Here is a 15,848-nt window from a genome sequence, read left to right as displayed (position 1 = left end):
GTTTTGTTCCTAGGTATTTGCCTTGATTTCCATTCTCTCGTGATTTGGGTTGCCAGTCCAAAACTCTTCTTCTACTTCTGCCGGCGTACGGTAGCCGAGACTTTGGTGAAGCCTTGATTCGTTCCACCACGTGACCCACTCGAAGGTCGCGATTTCTACGTCGACCACATCGTTCCAAGTGCGGGTATGAATGAGTTCATTTTTGTAGGAACCGTTGACATTTTCGGCTAAGGCATTGTCGTAGGAGTCACCGACCGTTCCAGTAGAGGCCGTGATTCCGTGCTCGGCTAGACGCTCGTTGTAGACAATGCTGACGTATTGCGATCCGTGATCTGCATGGTGAACAAGGCCCGCTGTGTCCTTGGCACACACAATGGCTTGATTCAGCGCCTGCAGCGGCGGACCTGACCCCTTGTTGGTGGACATAGGCTAGCCCCGGTTGACAGCCGGAGGAGGGTAGTCTCAGTTCATGCCTCGTAAGTCCTATACTGAGGAGTTCAAGCGCGACGCGGTCGCGATGTATGAAGACACAGACGGTGTGTCTCTTAATTCGGTTGCTCATGATCTCGGTGTTAACCGTGGCAGTCTCGCTGCCTGGGTCAAGCGCTATGGCACGGGCAAAAAAGCCCGCGCGATTGATGCTGCAGCTCGAGCCCGGACATCATCGGATTTAGAGCGGATCCGACAACTCGAGAAGCAGAACCGGCTTCTTCAAGAAGAGCGAGACATCCTTCGCAAGGCGGCGCAGTATTTTGCGAAAGAGATGGGCTTGTGATCCGCTTCAAGTTCATCCGGGACCATCGCACCGAGTATTCGGTCAAGCGGATGTGCCACGTGCTGAAGGTGCGGCGATCTTCCTATTACAAGTGGAAAAACACACAGGCCGCGCGCCGCCAGAAGGTTCTTGACGATGCTGTTCTCGGTGCTCGTATCCGCACTGTGTTCCGTGAGGAACACGGACTCTACGGAGCTAAGCGCATCGCCGCGGCGTTGAACGATCCTGATTCGGGGGCGCATGCGGTGGTCAATCACAAACGCGTTGCACGCATCATGAAGACCATGGGCATCCAGGGGTTCACGAAGAAACGTCGCGTGCGCACCACCGTGGCAGATGCTGGCCGTGGTGTCTTTCCAGATCTTGTTTGCAGGCAGTTTCATGCCCCGGCGCCGAATCGCGTGCTCGTCGACGACATTACCTACCTGCCGGTATCCGGTGGCGGCAATATGTATCTTGCCACCGTGATCGATTGTTATTCCCGCAGGCTGGTGGGATTTTCTATTGCTGACCACATGCGCGTCGATCTGGTTATCGATGCGCTGGACTCAGCACAGCGCGCCCGAGGCAGTCTGAAAGGAGCGATTTTTCATTCAGATCACGGCAGTGTCTATACCTCGAAGGCATTTAGCTCACGATGCACGATGCTAGGGGTGACCCAATCGATGGGAGCGGTGGGAACCAGCGCAGACAACGCGCTAGCGGAGTCGTTCAACGCGACATTGAAACGCGAGGTGCTGCAAAACCGGAAATGCTTCGACTCACTGCTGCACGCCAGACGGGACGTCTTCGCGTGGTGTCTGCGCTACAACCAGAAGCGCAGACACTCATGGTGCGATTATCTGTCGCCCCTCGAGTTCGAAAACCGCACCTGCGGTAAACTCACCTTGACCGCATAAGTTCAATTCCCTGTGTCCACTTTCCAGGGGTCGGGCCCAAGAGTCTTCCTTGGTGCAGTAAAGGAAGCCGGCGAAATTCTCGGTACTCCGCTCCCCCCAGTCACCGTCCATGACCTGAGGCACACTGCGGCGTCCCTTGCCATCTCCTCTGGGGCAAATATCAAAGTGATCCAGAGGATGCTTGGCCATGCTTCCGCCGACATGACGCTGGATGTGTACGGCCATCTCTACGAGTCAGACCTTGATTCGGTAGCCCAGAGGATGAATCAGCAGTTTAAGAGCGCATAGTGTACCCAGAGTGTACTCACCAAAAAGTCAGCCCCACCTTCCGGTAGTGGAATGTGGGGCTGACCTGCTTCTTCATTGGAGCCACCTGCGAGAATCGAACTCGCGACCTTCTCATTACGAGTGAGATGCTCTACCGACTGAGCTAAGGTGGCCGGGCGATTGCATGGAGCAGTCGCACCGGTACAACAGCTTAACCCAGGTCGCCCCTCCCAGAAAACCCGCAGGTCACTTCACGTTGCAGGCCTGGCGAATGCGGCCGATCATGCCGTTGAACGCAATCACCGGAGTCACGTTCTGGTCTAGGCTCTGCCGGCACCGCGCGATGGCGTCCTGGCAGGCGACGAGGCCCTCCACACTCACCCGTTCCGCGATTTCACGGGACAGCCCCTCGAAGTCGGGGTGGGTCAGCCCGACCCGCGCGCCGCTGGCCAGGACGAGCGCGTCGCGGTAGATGCCGGCCAGGTCCACCAGTGCGAGATCGAGGACGTCGCGGGTGCGCCGCGTGCCGCGCGCCTTCTGCTGCGTCTCCAGCTGCTTGACGCTTGAGGCGACCCCCCGCAGCGCTTTCGCCGCGCCTTTGCCTTTCGCGCCCATGCCGAGGGCGCGTTCTAAAGCGGCGCGTTCCTCGCTGTCGGCCTCCGCGTGCGCGGCGACGGCCTCCTTATCGGCGGCGGCGACCAGTGCGCCCACGGCCTTGAACGCGGCATCGCCGTGGAAGACCAGCTCCGCCAGGTTGATCACCTGCGCGCGGTGGGTCTGCGCGCCGGACTCGCGCACGAGCCGGCGAGCCCGGCCGATGTGGCGCAGCGAGGCCGCGGCAGCCAGGCGCGCGACCTCCTCGCTCGCCCCCTCCTCCTGGGTCAGCAACCGCACGATTTCACTTTCCGACGGCGCCGGGACGTAAAGGTGGCGGCAGCGCGAGCGCAGCGTGGTGGAAAAGTCCTCGGGGTCGGTCGATGGCGCCGACAAGATGATCACGGTCGACGCGGGGGGTTCCTCGACGGTTTTGAGGAATGCGTCGGCTGCGGCCGTCGAGAAGCGATCTGCCTCGTCGATGATGATGACGCGCCACGCGCCGACCGTCGGCAAGCGCGATGCCTGGTTGACGATCCCGCGCACCGTTTCCACGGAAATCACTAGCTCCTTGGGCACAATGTGCACGACATCGGTGTGGGCGCCGGCGAATACGGCGCGGCAGTTGTCGCAGCGGCCGCAGCCGACCACATCGGGGTCCGTGCACACCAGCGCGGCGGCGAAGGCGACAGCCGTGGTGGAGCGGCCCGCGCCGGGAGGACCCGTGAACAGCCAGGCGTGCGACATGGCGTAGCTCTCCCCCGCGCCGCGCGCCGCCTCGGCCGCGCGCAGGATTGTCTCGCGCACCCGGGGAATGTCCGCGAGGCGCTCGCTCACGCTTGCCCTAGTCACGACTGCCACAGTACTACCTGCCCCGCGCCAACAGCGATCCCACTAAAGTAGGTCGACGTGGACAGAATTTGGCGCGGCTTCAAGTGGCTCTGGGGCACATCGTGGCCCCTGTACGCCCTGACCGTGCTGGGCACCAACGTGCTCGGCGGGATCGCGATCATGACGTTCATCCGCTACTTCATCCCCATGGCCGAGGTCGAGCAGCTGTCCATCACCGGCGGCGGGCTCGGGGTGCTGGGCATCGCTTACGTCGCGTTCGCGGTTTTAGTGGGCGTGGTGGTCACGTTCTTCCTGTTCAGGCCCGTCTTGGAGTGGCAGCGCGCGCCGGAGGGCCACGACCCCAACATGGTCAGAAACCTGGTTTTGCGCATCCCGATGCTGCAGACGGTGATTGTGGTCGGGGTGTGGCTGATCGGCATCGCGATCGCCACCATCGCCACATCGCGTATCGACGCCCGCCTGACCATCGTGGTTCTCATCTCCACGCTCATGGCCTGCCTCGTGGTCGCCCTGTTGACCTACGTCCAGGCCGCGCGCCTGGTGCGCCCCATCGCGGCCTCCGCGCTGGCGCGGCGCTTCGAGGACTCCACACTCGAGCCGCCCATCAAGACGCGTCTGTACATGACGTGGTTCACCACCACCGCGATCCCGCTGATCGGAATCCTCCTGTTGGTGTGGGCGCAGCGCAGCGGGTTTTTCACCAACACCCCCGGTGAACTCATGCCGGCCGTCTCCGCACTCTCGCTTACCGCGCTCGCCACCGGCAGCATCGGCACCATCTTCGCCATCATGGGCGTGGTCGACCCGATCAAGGAGCTCCAGGAGGCGATCAACCGGGTCCGCCGCGGCGAATCGGACACCCAGGTTGACATCTACGACGGCTCCGAGATCGGCGTCCTGCAAGCCGGCTTCAACGAAATGATGCGCGGGCTCAACGAGCGCCAGCGGGTGCGCGACATCTTCGGCCACTACGTCGGTTCCGAGGTCGCGCAACGCGCGCTCGAGGAAAAACCCGAACTCGGAGGCGAGGACCGCAAGGCCGCGGTCGTGTTCGTCGACGTCATCGGCTCGACGACCTTCGCCGTGAACCACTCCCCCGAGGAGGTCGTCGCCGCCCTCAACGAGTTCTTCGCCATCGTCGTCGAGGTCGTGCACCGCAACAAGGGAGTGATCAACAAGTTCCAGGGCGACGCGGCGCTCGCGGTCTACGGCGCGCCCACAGCGCTTCACGACGCCACCTCCCACGCGCTGCAAACCGCGCGCGAACTGCGCCAAGAACTGCGCGGGCTCAAGCTCCAGGCCGGGATCGGGGTGGCCTCCGGCCACGTCGTCGCCGGCCACATCGGCGGCTCCGACCGGTTTGAGTACACCGTCATCGGCGATGCCGTAAACGCCGCGGCGCGCCTAACGGACCTGGCCAAAAACTCCCCGGGCCGCGTGCTCACCAACGCCGCGACCCTGCGCGCCGCCAACGAGGTTGAGCAGCAGCGCTGGACGCTGATGAAGTCGATCGAGCTGCGCGGGCGCAACAAGATGACGCAGCTTGCCCGCCCCGTGCGCTCCACGCTGGCGGATCGGTACTAGCTAGCTCCGGTGCTTCGCCTTGACCACACGCTTCGTGGTTTTCTTCGGCTTCTTCACGGCTTTTTTAGTAGCCTTTTTCGCTGCCTTTTTGGTGGCCTTCTTGGTAGGAGTCCCTTCATCCGCCTCCCGGGCTCGACGCGCTGACAGCAACTCGTTGGCGCGCTCGTCCGTCATGGTTTCCGGGGTGTCGCCGCGCTGCAGCGAGGCGTTGGTTTCACCGTCGGTGACGTACGGGCCGAAGCGGCCGTCCTTGATGCTCATCGGCTTGCCGGAAACGTCGTTATCGCCCAGCATCTTCAGCGGGGGCTTCGCCGCGGCGCGGCCCCGGCGCTTCGGCTCGGCGTAGATCCGGCGGGCCTCCTCCAGCGTGATGCTGAAGATCTGTTCCTCGTTCGCCAGCGAGCGCGAGTCGCTGCCCTTCTTCAGGTACGGGCCGTAGCGGCCGTTCTGGGCGGTGATCATCTCCCCATCCGCCGGGTCCACGCCCACCTCTCGCGGCAAGCTGAGCAGCTGCAACGCCTGCTCGAGGGTGACCTCGGCGGGCTCCATGGTGGAAAACAGCGACGCGGTGGCGGGCTTGAGCTGCTCGTCGACGAGCGTGTTGATGCGCTTTTCCTTCTGCGCGGCAGCGGTCTTGGTCTCCCAGTTCTTCGCCCGCTTTCCCTCCGCGGCGCGCTGCGCGTCTTCCTCCGCCCGCTCCTGCGCCACGACCTCCTCGGCGTTGGCTTCGGCGGTCGCGCGCTCATCGTCACGCACGAGCTCAGTGACGTACGGGCCGTAACGGCCCTCCTTGGCCACCACCGTGCGGCCGTTGCCGGGGTTGACACCCAGCTCGCGGCCCGACTGCGGAATCGCGAACAGCTTCTCCGCCATCTCCAGGGTGATCTCGTCCGGGGTGGCGGACTCCGGCAGGTTCGCGCGCTGGTACTCGGGCTCGCCGTCGGCGGTCGTGCCCACCTCCCGCTCGATGTACGGGCCGTACCTGCCGACACGAACGTTGATGGGGCGTCCCTCGGAGTCGTCGAAAAGCTTCAGCGAGTTGACCTGGCGGGCGTCGATGGACTCGAGGTTGTCCTCAATGATGTGCTTGAGGCCACCGCGGCGGGCGATCGCGTCGGCCATATTGTCGTCGGCGGAGGCATCGCCAAAGTAGAAGCCGGTGAGCCACTGCGTGCGGTTCTCGTTGCCCTGAGCGATCTCGTCGAGCTCGTCCTCCATCGAGGAGGTGAAGTCGTAATCCACCAGCGCGTCGAAGTTGTTCTCCATCAGCCCGATGACCGAAAACGCCACCCACGTAGGCACCAAGGCGTTGCCGCGGGCCACCACGTAACCGCGGTCCTGAATGGTCTTGATAATCGAGGCGTACGTCGACGGGCGCCCGATGCCGAGGTCCTCCATCTTCTTGACCAGGCTGGCCTCGTTGTAGCGCGCCGGCGGGTTGGTGGAGTGGCCGTCGGCAGTGATCTTCACCGTGGACAGGACGTCTCCCTTGCTCATCTGCGGCAGGTGCGTCTCGTTGTCCTGGGTATCGGAGTAGGCGCGCAACCAGCCCGGGAACGTGATCGTGCGGCCGGTGGCGGCGAACTCGACCTTCTCGCCCGTGGCCGCCTCGCCCGCGACCGTGACCTTCATCGAGGTGCCGCGGGCGTCTTCCATCTGGGAGGCGACGGTGCGCTGCCAAATCAGCTCGTAGAGCTTGAACTCCTCGGCGTCGAGCGAGTTGGCCAGCTGCCCGGGGGTGGAAAAGCGCTCGCCAGCAGGGCGAATCGCCTCGTGCGCCTCCTGGGAGTTCTTCGCCTTGCGCGCATACGTGCGCGGCTGCGCGGTGACGTAGTTCGCGCCGTAGAGCTCTGTGGCGGCCGTGCGCGCCGCTTCCAGGCCCTGGGCCGACAGCGCGGTGGAGTCCGTACGCATGTAGGTGATGTGGCCGTTTTCGTACAGGCGCTGCGCGATACGCATCGTGCGGGCGGAGGTGAAGTGCAGCTTCCGGCCCGCCTCCTGCTGCAGCGTCGAGGTCATAAACGGCGCGTATGGCCTGCGCGAATACGGCTTCTCCTCGACGTCCGCAACGCTCATATCCCGGTTTTCCAGCCCCTCGGCCAGCGCCTCGGCGGCGGCCTGGTCAACCACGTACACGTCCGCGGACTTCACGCGGCCGCGGTCGTCGAAGTCGCGGCCCTGAGCAACACGGCGCGTATCGACGCTCACCAGCTTCGCATCGAACTCGCTAGCGCCCTTCAGCGTCGCGGTGAGGTCCCAGTACTCGGCGGAGATAAACGCCATGCGCTCGCGCTCGCGCTCGACGATGACGCGGGTCGCCACCGACTGCACGCGCCCCGCCGACAGGCGCGGCATGACCTTTTTCCACAGCACCGGGCTGACTTCGTAACCGTAGAGGCGGTCCAGGATACGGCGGGTCTCCTGGGCGTCGACCAGGTTGTGGTCGAGCTCGCGGGTGTTCTCGGCCGCGTCGCGGATCGCGGACTCGGTGATCTCGTTAAACACCATGCGCTCGACGGGGACCTGCGGCTTGAGCGTTTCCAAAAGGTGCCAGGCAATCGCCTCGCCCTCACGGTCCGGGTCTGTGGCGAGCAGGAGCTTGTCGGACTCCTTCAGCTTGGCCTTGAGGTCCGCGACCTTCTTCTTCTTGTCGGGGCTGACCACGTAGATCGCCTCGAACCCGTCCTCCGGGTTGACGCCCAGCTTCGCCCAGGGCTCGTTCTTGTACTTCGCCGGGATGTCGGCCGCGCGGCCGGGGAGATCACGGATGTGGCCCACGGAGGCTTCGACGATGAAATCGTTGCCCAGGTACTTCTGGATCTTCTTGGCCTTCGTCGCCGACTCGACGATGACGAGGGTCTTACCGTTATCCGCCACGCTGGGTGACACCTCACTTTCTCGACCTACACCTTATTAATTACGTCTCTTGCGAGTTGGCGGGCAGGCCGCGCCGGGTGCAGGAGTAAAACTCTCTTAGTTGTATCAGAGAAATTGGGACTTCGGTGCAACCTCCCAGGCGCACGGAAACTCGGAGCACTAGAATCGCTGGGAAGTTGCGCCGAGCCCGCAGCGTGAACGCGTACGACAAGGAGAACCCCGGTGATCGATTCCCTCATCAGCTTCCTCGAGAACCTGATGCAGATGCCCATCTTTTATCCGCTGGTCACGCTCCTTATCATCGGCGACGCGCTCGCGCCGATCATCCCCTCGGAGACGGTGCTCAACCTCGCGGGCGCGTTTTCCGCCTCCGTGGGCGTGCCCAACCCCATGGGGGTGATCATCGCCGCGATCATCGGCGCGATCATCGGCGATAACATCTGCTTCCTGCTCGGCAGTCGTCTGATCAAAGTGGTCAACCGCCTCGACCCAGACTCGAAGGCCGGCACCGCGATCACGTGGGTACGCAGGAACATGAAGCGCCGCGCCGGCGCCACGATCATCGTCGCGCGGTTTATTCCCTGGGCGCGCTGGGTGGCCACCATTGTGCTCGGCTCGGTGGGCTACAACTGGTTCGCCTTCTTCTTCTACGACACCATCGGCGTGATCATCTGGGCCCTGCTCAGCGTCGGCGTGGGCTACCTGGGCGGTTCCCTGTTCGCCGACTGGCCGCTGCTGGCCTTGATCGTAGGCGTGACCCTCGGCTCGCTCGTCGGCTTCGGTATCCAGAAGCTCCAGGTGCGCCTGTTCGAGTGGCTGGACGTGCGCCGCGGGGTGTCCAAGCTCTGACATGCAAAACCCCCTCACGCGGAGGGGGTTAGAGGCGCCTAGCGCTTAGAGCGGGCGAACAGCCTGGGCCTGCGGGCCCTTGGCGCCGTCGCCGATCTCGAACTCGACCTGCTGGTTCTCCTCGAGGGTACGGAAGCCGTTGCCCTGGATCTCGGAGTAGTGAACGAAGACGTCGGCAGAGCCGTCGTCGGGAGCGATGAAGCCGAAGCCCTTTTCAGCGTTGAACCATTTGACAGTTCCGGTAGCCATTGATGTGCCTTTCAAAAAATTGTGGTTGAAACTCGGTCGAGGAACCACCAGGCCAAGAATGGACCTGGTGCCCGCGTACAAACACTCGCGAGCACCTAGCTAGGCGCGCACAGAATCTGCGACCAACAACCATTATGCCATGAATTGTTCGCCCCGTCGAATGTTGTGGCGTACTCTTTTGCCCCGATGTCTCTTTCCTTCGGCGCCGAGATCCTCGCCCAGCTCCGCGAGCGTTTTCCGTCCGCCACCATCACCCACGTCGAGCAGGTCCCCGCCTCCTTAGCGCGCACTGCGCCGTGGCCGCGCTGGGTTGCGCCCGAGCTTAAGAGCTCGCTTATCGACGCCTCCATAACGCACCTCTATTCCCATCAACGCGAGGCCGCGGACCTGGCGTTTGCGGGCCGCGATGTCGTCGTCGCCACGGGGACGTCGTCAGGCAAATCGCTATGCTACCAGCTCCCCGTCCTGACCACGCTGGCCGCCGACCCGCAGGCCTGCGCGATGTACCTCACACCGACGAAGGCGCTCGGCTCCGACCAGCTGCAGTCCGCCTCCAGGCTGGTGCGCGAGGTGCCGGGCCTGCGCGGCGTCAACCCCGCCCCCTATGACGGGGACACTCCCGTCGAGGCGCGCTCCGGGATCCGCGAGCAGACCCGCTTCGTGTTCACCAACCCCGACATGCTGCACGCGGGCATCCTGTCGAACCACGTCAGGTGGGCGCGCCTGCTGCGTCACCTGCGTTTTATCGTCGTCGACGAGTGCCACACCTACCGCGGGGTGTTCGGCGCGCACGTCTCGCTCGTGCTGCGCCGGCTGCTGCGGATGTGCCGTGCCTACGGTAGCTCCCCGACGCTGATCTTCGCCTCGGCCACAACCGCGGATCCCGCTGGCCAGGCGGGGCGTTTGTGCGGTCGCGAGGTCACGGCCGTGACGGACGACGGTGCACCCACCGGCGACAAAACGCTGATCTTGTGGGAGCCGGGGTTTATCGAGGACAACGTGCGCCGCGCCGCCACCACCGAGGCCGCGGGCGTGATGGCCACCCTGGTTGAGCAGGGCGCGCGGACGCTTACCTTCGTGCGCTCCCGGCGCGCCGCGGAGCTCGTCGCCATGCGCACGGCCGAAGACCTGGTGGTCGCGGGCCGCGCAGACTTCGCCGAGCGCATCGCGTCGTATCGCGCGGGCTACCTTGCCGAGGACCGCCGCGCGCTCGAACGGGCGCTGGACAACGGGGACTTGCTCGGCGTGGCCACCACGAACGCGCTCGAGCTGGGTATCGACGTCGGCGGGCTCGACGCCGTGGTCATGGCCGGTTTTCCCGGCACTGTCGCTTCCTTCCGGCAGCAGGCGGGCCGCGCGGGGCGCCGCGGGCAGTCGGCGGCGGTGGTGATGATCGCCCGCGACGAGCCGATGGACACCTACCTGGTCAACCACCCGGCCGCGCTGCTGGGCAGGCCCGTGGAGAACAGCGTGTTCAACCCCGCTAACCCCTTCATCCTGCGCGACCACGTTTACTGCGCCGCCGTGGAAAAGCCGTTGACCGAGGCCGACGTTGAGGAGTTCGACGCCGCCGGTGTCGTCAACGAGCTCGTCGCGGCCGGCTTGTTGCGCCGTAGAAATTCCGGGTGGTTCGCGGTGCCGCGGCTCGAGGGTGAGCTCAGCCCGGAGACCGCGCACGCCGCGGTGAGCCTGCGCGGTGGCGCCGGGGAGCAGGTGATGATCGTCGATAGCTCCGACGGCCGCCTGCTGGGCACCATTGACGCATCGCGCGCAATGAGCCAGGTCCACGACGGGGCGGTGTACATCCACCAGGGCGAGTACTACGTCATCGACACCCTCGACCTGCACGATTACGTCGCGCTGGCCTCCCCGGCCACGCCGGACTACTCCACCCACGCGCGCTCAACCACGGAGATCAGCATCCTGGCACAGGCCAGCGAGCCGCGCCAGCTCTCGCCGGGGTTGTGGCTGGCCAGCGTTGACGTCGAGGTGGTTGACCGCGTCACCGGCTACGTGGTGCGCCTGTCGGATGGCACGGTCTCCGAACACATCCCGCTCGATTTGCCCGAGCAGCGCCTGATCACCCGCGCGGTCGCCTACACCATCGACCCGCTGGTGTTGGACAAGCTCGGCATCATCCCCGCTGAGATCCCCGGGGCGCTGCACGCCGCGGAACACGCGGCGATCGGGCTGTTGCCCCTGCTGGCGACCTGCGACCGGTGGGACATCGGCGGCGTGTCCACCGCCTTGCACCAGGACACCCTTTTGCCGACGGTGTTCGTCTACGACGGACACCCCGGCGGGGCCGGGTTTGCCGACGAAGGCTTCACCCGCTTCCACGAGTGGATCACCGCCACCTACGAGGCGGTGCGCGCCTGTGGCTGCGACACCGGCTGCCCCTCCTGCGTGCAGTCGCCGAAGTGCGGCAACGGCAACCAGCCGCTGGACAAGGCCGCGGCGATCAAGCTGCTCGGCGCGCTGGTGACCATGTCGGCGCTATAGCGGCCCGGCGCGGGCCGTCGCCGTGGCCATGGACACGCTGACGTTGACAGTCACGTCGCCGTCGATAAGCTCGCACGTGCGCAGGCGCGCGGAGTTGTGCGCTGCCGTCTCCGCCGCCACCCGGCAGGCGTCGACCCCGCTGTAGTGGGCGGTCGCGCCCGCCGTGGCGGCGAGGTCAGCGGCGAGCTGGGCGCGGTGGCTGTCCGCAACGCGCGCGCCGACACCCACGACGAGGACCATAAGACTGGTCACGGCGGCGATGATCCCGGCGGAGGTGACCGTGGCGTAGCCCTCGTCGCCAGCGAGGCGCCGGGCCTTCACCGGAACTCCACCGGGAACGTCGCCGTGGCCGACATCGGGGTAAGCGGGGCGTCGACCACCGCGGTAACGTGCACCAATCCCGCCGATTCGTGCACCTCGACGGTGCCGCGCCCCGGGGTGAAATCGACCCCGATGGCGTGGGAGCGCGCCGCCGCGCCCGCAATGTCGACGGCGGAGATGTAGGCGGCCAGGGTGGCAATGCCTGCGACAATCGCGGCCGCGAGCGTCACCAGCACCGCGAGCGAGAGTGCGGCTTCGACGGTGACGGAGCCGCGGTCGTCGGAAAGCATGGGCGCAGTCCTAGCCCGGGGTGTTACTGAGTGCGTCGGTGATGACGCGCTCGATGGCCGAGGTCACACCGTTGCCGTTGACCACCATGTATAGAACACCGGCGAGGGCTGCGGCCGCGAGGCTGCCAAAGGCGTACTCGATGGTGCTCATGCCCTTGTCATTGGACAGTTTCGTGTGGATGTGGGTGAAAAGTGATGCTGCAAGACGGTTCATGGTTGTACTCCTTGAGTGAGGTGGGTCCCCAGGCTGATTGCCGTGGGGATGAGTCCGAGGACGAAGAAGGCGGGTAGGAAAAATGCGGTAAGCGGGATGCTGATGAGCACGCCCGCGCGTTCGGCTCTGGCTGTCGCGTCATCGGCGGCCGCGTCGCGCAGGCGCGAGGCGATGCGCTCGCAGCCAGCGGCGACGGCGGTACCGGAGGAGTGCGACAGCCCGACGAGACTGGCCAGTTCGGCGCCGCCAGGCACGCGGTGGAAGTCGGCCCACGCCTTGTCCGGCTCGACGCCGAGCACGGACAGAGCCGCGACGGTGCGCCACTGCTGCGCGAGCGGCTCCGGGCTGTCGGGGCCGTAGGAGTCGGCGACCGCTGCCGCCGCCGCGCTGACGGGCAGGCCGGCGCTAAAACAAGCGGCGAACAGCGAGATGTCCGAGGCGACTCGGTGCCGGTCGAACGTCGGCGAGCGGGCGGTGCGCGGCCCGTCGCGGGGTGTTTTCGGGACGCGGTCGCCGTCACCCGGGTGGAGGCGCTGCGCGGGGCGCGGCGGGGAGGCGCACAGGGCGCCGGCGATGAGTAGTGCGGCGAGGACGGTCATGCGGCGGCCCTCGCGATGATGTGCTGGCAGGTGAGAAACCCGGCGCTGATCAGCGCGGTCCCGCCGACGAGCAGCCACCCGCCGAGACCGCCGCCGAGCAGCAGGCCGAGCGGGTTGGCCCCCATCGCCGACCCCATCGCCACCCCGGCGAGCGGGAGCAGCGATAAGACGGCGGCGGTGGTTTTCGGGCCCGCGAGCGCCGCCTCGGTCGCCGCCCGGTGGCGCTGGGCGGTGTCGATGCGCTCGCGGGCGCGCGCTAGCAGGTCGGCGACAGGCAGGCCCCGGTGGATCGCGAGCGACCACAATGCGGCGACGTCGGCAAGCTCCGGTGCCGGCGCGGTGGCGAACACGTCGTGCGGGGCGGTGCCGGTACGCGCGGCGGCGACAAGCTGGTGCACGTTGTTGGCCAGGGGCGCCGGGCAGTCCTCCGGCAGGTGGTCTGCGGCGCGGCTGCAGGCGGCCTCGAGGGTGGACCCGGCCTGCACGTTGGTGACAACGTGGCCCAAAAACAGCGCCACTATTGCTTGTCGACGCCCCGCCCAACGCGCCCGCTGCCGCGCGCTGAGCACCCGCCACAGCGTCGCCGCGGCAATCGAGACGGCGATAACCAGCGAGAACCGCTCCGCCATGATGACGGCGAGGGTGGCCGCGAACACCGCCACGGGCAGGGCGGCGGGGTGGATCCGCGCGCGGGTCGCCGCCCCGTCGAGACGCACGGCCGGGCGAGGCGGGCGGCTCGCGATCACGGCGCTGACGAGAAGCGCTGCGGTTACGTTCATGGCCCGAACACCTCCCGGTAACCGTCCGCCTCGCCCGCAACTGAGTCCCACAGCACCTTCGCGCGCACCGGGTTGCCCTCGAGCACCCCGAGCTGGTGCAGCACGCGGGAGCCGTCGGGGCGCCGCTTGACCACGAGGATCACCTCGACGGCCGCCGCGAGCTGGGAGTGCAGGCTTGGCCGGTCGAGCCCGCCTAGCGCGGCGAGCGCCTCCATGCGCGCGGGCACCTCGTGGATCGAGTTCGCGTGCAGGGTGCCGGCGCCGCCGTCGTGGCCCGTGTTCAGCGCGGCGAGCAGGTCAACCACCTCAGCGCCGCGGATCTCGCCAACGACGATCCGGTCCGGGCGCATCCGCAGGGACTGCCGCAACAGGTCGGACAACGTGATCTCACCGGCGCCCTCAGCGTTGGCGCCCCGCGACGTCAGGTTGAGCACGTGCGGGTGGCTCGGCGTGAGCTCCAAGGTGTCCTCGATAACCACGATGCGCTCGGTGGCGTCGACCTCTGCCAGCATGGCGGACAGAAGCGTTGTCTTGCCGGCGCCCGTGCCACCAAGCACCAAAAACGCGCGCCGGTCGCGCACAATGCGGCGCAGCGCCGCGCCGCGCTCGGCGTCGAAGGCCCCGCGCGCGGCGAGGTCGTCGAGCGTGGCCGTGGTGGAGCGCAGCACGCGCAGCGAAATGCACGTGCCGACGTGCGCGGTGGGGTGCAGGACCGCGTGGAAGCGCAGGAGGGTGCCGTTGTCGCGGGTGAGGTGGCCGTCGCAGAACGGGTGGGCGTCGTCAAGCCTGCGCCCGCAACCAGCGGCGAGGCGGGAGGCGAGGCGGCGCACGTCCGCGTCCGCGGCAAAGCGCACCGGGGTGGCCTCGAGCCCGCTGCCGCGATCGACGTAGACGCCGTGCGGGCCGTTGACGCAGATGTCGGTTACCGTCGGATCTGCCAGGAGCTGCTCCAGCGGCCCGGCGCCGGTGGTGTCGTCGCGCAGCCTGCGCATGATGGTGAGGACGTCGACGTCGCTGAGCACGGCCGATTCCTCGCGGATCAGGGCCGACAGGCGCGCCGGGTCGACGTCGGCCTCGGCGGCGAGCCGGCGCTTGACGCGGGTGATGATCTCCTCCGTCGCCCGCGCGCTCATACCCCGACCTCCGCGATCACCTTCGCGGCGGCGCGTGCGAGCGGGCGGGGCAGGCGCAGCGGCAGGCCTGCGGTTTCGACCTTGCGGGTCAGCCCGGCGACTTCGGGCACGTCCGCGATGACGTCGAGCTTGGTCACGCGCTCGATCTCGCGCGCCGACAGCCCCGTCCAGGAGCGCCGCCGCGCCACGATCGCGCACCCGATGCTGTTCGCGGCGAGCTCGGCGCAGATCCGCGCGGCCGCGGCCGCCGCGCGCACCTCGCCGGGGGTGACCACGAGCGCTAGGTCGCAGCGCTGCGGCACGAGCCCCACGGGGCAATCCACCACGGTAAGCCCCGCGGAGCCCAGCGCCGCCACGGTGCGCTCGAGCATCAATGGGTCGAGCACGAAGGGGTCGGCGATCGTGGTACGCGAGCAGGTCAGCACCGCGATCCCGTCAGGGGTGCTCGGCAGCGCGCGCCGCACGTCACCGCGCTCGACACTGCCCTCCCCGAACGAGATCTCGCCCCACCGCGCGCCACCACGCTCCTCAATGCCGACGAGCAGGTCGAAGCCGCCGGAGTAGCGGTGGGCGTCGATCACAGTGGGTTCGCACTCGCGCGCCGCCGCGCGGCTTATCGACGCGCACAGCGTCGACGCCCCCACCCCTCCGGCCGCGCCGATTACGGCGATGACCTTGCCCTCCACGCGGCGCAGGCGCGGGGTGCGCTCGAGCGCCCCGAGGGCACGCAAAAGCTCTGCGGCCTGGGCCGGCAGGACGAAGGCGGCCTCGGCCGCGGGGTAGGCGGCGTGCGCTTCCGCGACGGCGCCCACGTCGGGTCCGACGACGAAGATCCCTGCCCGGTGTGGGGTGCGCGAGAGCTCTGTGAGGTGCTGGGGGGCGTCGATAAGCACGGCGAAGGCCGAGTCGAGGTGGCGCTCGAGCGCGGCGGGCGAGGCGGTGGCGTCGATAAGTGCGCGGCCCGAGGCGGCAGCGAGGTGGACGGCTTCGGAGTGCGTGGCGGCGTCGTCAATCGCGATGAGGATGGGTGTTGGCTGCGGCATAGCTCCGACTGTTGCGCACGC

Annotated in this window: 15 protein-coding genes, 1 tRNA gene and 1 pseudogene; 5 read left to right on the top strand and 12 right to left on the bottom strand. The window is 66.9% G+C overall.

What is annotated here, in order from left to right; all coding sequences use genetic code 11:
* Nucleotides 1-9: 9 nt before the first annotated feature.
* Nucleotides 10-351: pseudogene (locus tag RIU96_RS03380) on the bottom strand (integrase core domain-containing protein); the annotation flags it as partial.
* 118 nt (nt 352-469) lie between these two features.
* Here RIU96_RS03380 and RIU96_RS03375 point away from each other — a divergent pair.
* Together RIU96_RS03375 and RIU96_RS03370 are read left to right on the top strand one after the other, a co-directional pair.
* Nucleotides 470-1,674 (top strand): IS3 family transposase gene (locus RIU96_RS03375; RefSeq protein WP_390885488.1). Its coding sequence is split into 2 segments (ribosomal slippage): nt 470-761 and nt 761-1,674, totalling 1,206 coding nucleotides; the frame shifts between segments, so codons are not numbered across the junction.
* A 12-nt stretch (nt 1,675-1,686) separates the two neighbouring features.
* Complete coding sequence (locus RIU96_RS03370; RefSeq protein WP_144690942.1) at nt 1,687-1,962, top strand: tyrosine-type recombinase/integrase; 276 nt, start codon at nt 1,687-1,689, stop codon at nt 1,960-1,962.
* 76 nt (nt 1,963-2,038) lie between these two features.
* Here the strand turns inward: RIU96_RS03370 and RIU96_RS03365 are convergent.
* Both RIU96_RS03365 and RIU96_RS03360 read right to left on the bottom strand, forming a co-directional pair.
* Nucleotides 2,039-2,114: transfer RNA gene (locus RIU96_RS03365), tRNA-Thr, on the bottom strand.
* Nucleotides 2,115-2,187: 73 nt separating this feature from the next.
* The gene (locus tag RIU96_RS03360) at nt 2,188-3,387 is read right to left on the bottom strand and encodes a DNA polymerase III subunit delta' (RefSeq protein WP_144823362.1); all 1,200 of its coding nucleotides are present in this window, start codon (nt 3,385-3,387) and stop codon (nt 2,188-2,190) included.
* A 57-nt stretch (nt 3,388-3,444) separates the two neighbouring features.
* Here RIU96_RS03360 and RIU96_RS03355 point away from each other — a divergent pair, with 57 nt between their 5' ends.
* Entirely contained in the window at nt 3,445-4,971 is a 1,527-nt protein-coding gene (locus tag RIU96_RS03355) for an adenylate/guanylate cyclase domain-containing protein (RefSeq protein ID WP_144773277.1), read from the top strand.
* Here RIU96_RS03355 and topA read toward each other — a convergent pair whose 3' ends face one another.
* Nucleotides 4,972-7,848, bottom strand: a complete 2,877-nt coding sequence (gene topA, locus RIU96_RS03350) for a type I DNA topoisomerase (RefSeq protein ID WP_311205112.1) — start codon at nt 7,846-7,848, stop codon at nt 4,972-4,974. It lies immediately after the preceding gene.
* 222 nt (nt 7,849-8,070) lie between these two features.
* Between topA and RIU96_RS03345 the strand changes: the two genes are divergently transcribed.
* On the top strand, nt 8,071-8,697 hold the full coding sequence (locus tag RIU96_RS03345) for a DedA family protein (RefSeq protein ID WP_144317504.1): 627 nt from the start codon (nt 8,071-8,073) through the stop codon (nt 8,695-8,697).
* Between the two features lie 45 nt (nt 8,698-8,742).
* On the opposite strand, the gene RIU96_RS03340 is transcribed toward RIU96_RS03345, so the two are convergent.
* A complete protein-coding gene (locus RIU96_RS03340; RefSeq protein ID WP_006839303.1) occupies nt 8,743-8,946 on the bottom strand; it encodes a cold-shock protein in 204 nt (67 codons plus the stop codon).
* 186 nt (nt 8,947-9,132) lie between these two features.
* Between RIU96_RS03340 and RIU96_RS03335 the strand changes: the two genes are divergently transcribed.
* On the top strand, nt 9,133-11,448 hold the full coding sequence (locus RIU96_RS03335; RefSeq protein ID WP_144690938.1) for a DNA 3'-5' helicase SftH: 2,316 nt from the start codon (nt 9,133-9,135) through the stop codon (nt 11,446-11,448).
* Here the strand turns inward: RIU96_RS03335 and RIU96_RS03330 are convergent.
* From RIU96_RS03330 to ssd, 7 genes are read right to left on the bottom strand one after another with little or no spacing between them, the layout of a single operon-like run.
* Nucleotides 11,443-11,769 (bottom strand): Rv3654c family TadE-like protein, encoded by a 327-nt coding sequence (locus RIU96_RS03330; RefSeq protein WP_144317506.1) that lies wholly within the window; start codon nt 11,767-11,769, stop codon nt 11,443-11,445. The genes RIU96_RS03335 and RIU96_RS03330 overlap by 6 nt on opposite strands.
* Entirely contained in the window at nt 11,766-12,059 is a 294-nt protein-coding gene (locus tag RIU96_RS03325; protein ID WP_006839299.1) for a hypothetical protein, read from the bottom strand. Before RIU96_RS03325 ends, RIU96_RS03330 begins: the two co-directional genes overlap by 4 nt.
* A 10-nt stretch (nt 12,060-12,069) precedes the next feature.
* The gene (locus tag RIU96_RS03320; protein ID WP_006839298.1) at nt 12,070-12,273 is read right to left on the bottom strand and encodes a DUF4244 domain-containing protein; all 204 of its coding nucleotides are present in this window, start codon (nt 12,271-12,273) and stop codon (nt 12,070-12,072) included.
* Entirely contained in the window at nt 12,270-12,872 is a 603-nt protein-coding gene (locus RIU96_RS03315) for a type II secretion system F family protein (protein ID WP_144317507.1), read from the bottom strand. Before RIU96_RS03315 ends, RIU96_RS03320 begins: the two co-directional genes overlap by 4 nt.
* Nucleotides 12,869-13,651 carry a type II secretion system F family protein gene (locus RIU96_RS03310; protein WP_311205111.1) on the bottom strand — a complete coding sequence of 261 codons (783 nt, stop codon included), beginning with the start codon at nt 13,649-13,651 and terminating at the stop codon, nt 12,869-12,871. Before RIU96_RS03310 ends, RIU96_RS03315 begins: the two co-directional genes overlap by 4 nt.
* On the bottom strand, nt 13,648-14,784 hold the full coding sequence (locus RIU96_RS03305) for a TadA family conjugal transfer-associated ATPase (protein ID WP_136653487.1): 1,137 nt from the start codon (nt 14,782-14,784) through the stop codon (nt 13,648-13,650). Before RIU96_RS03305 ends, RIU96_RS03310 begins: the two co-directional genes overlap by 4 nt.
* The gene (gene ssd / locus RIU96_RS03300; RefSeq protein ID WP_144690934.1) at nt 14,781-15,827 is read right to left on the bottom strand and encodes a septum site-determining protein Ssd; all 1,047 of its coding nucleotides are present in this window, start codon (nt 15,825-15,827) and stop codon (nt 14,781-14,783) included. Before ssd ends, RIU96_RS03305 begins: the two co-directional genes overlap by 4 nt.
* Nucleotides 15,828-15,848 lie beyond the last annotated feature (21 nt).

This window comes from Corynebacterium sp. Z-1 (genome assembly GCF_031844665.1).
Classification (GTDB): domain Bacteria; phylum Actinomycetota; class Actinomycetes; order Mycobacteriales; family Mycobacteriaceae; genus Corynebacterium; species Corynebacterium sanguinis.
Note: the sequence above shows the minus strand (reverse complement) of the source record. Positions and strands in the feature narration are given on the sequence as shown.

What these genes read in the sequence shown, in the direction of transcription:
- RIU96_RS03340 (WP_006839303.1), bottom strand. Translation starts at nt 8,946, where the DNA reads ATGGCTACCGGAACTGTCAAATGGTTCAACGCTGAAAAGGGCTTCGGC.
- RIU96_RS03335 (WP_144690938.1), top strand. Translation starts at nt 9,133, where the DNA reads ATGTCTCTTTCCTTCGGCGCCGAGATCCTCGCCCAGCTCCGCGAGCGT.
- RIU96_RS03325 (WP_006839299.1), bottom strand. Translation starts at nt 12,059, where the DNA reads ATGCTTTCCGACGACCGCGGCTCCGTCACCGTCGAAGCCGCACTCTCG.
- RIU96_RS03320 (WP_006839298.1), bottom strand. Translation starts at nt 12,273, where the DNA reads ATGAACCGTCTTGCAGCATCACTTTTCACCCACATCCACACGAAACTG.
- RIU96_RS03315 (WP_144317507.1), bottom strand. Translation starts at nt 12,872, where the DNA reads ATGACCGTCCTCGCCGCACTACTCATCGCCGGCGCCCTGTGCGCCTCC.
- RIU96_RS03310 (WP_311205111.1), bottom strand. Translation starts at nt 13,651, where the DNA reads ATGAACGTAACCGCAGCGCTTCTCGTCAGCGCCGTGATCGCGAGCCGC.
- RIU96_RS03305 (WP_136653487.1), bottom strand. Translation starts at nt 14,784, where the DNA reads ATGAGCGCGCGGGCGACGGAGGAGATCATCACCCGCGTCAAGCGCCGG.
- ssd (WP_144690934.1), bottom strand. Translation starts at nt 15,827, where the DNA reads ATGCCGCAGCCAACACCCATCCTCATCGCGATTGACGACGCCGCCACG.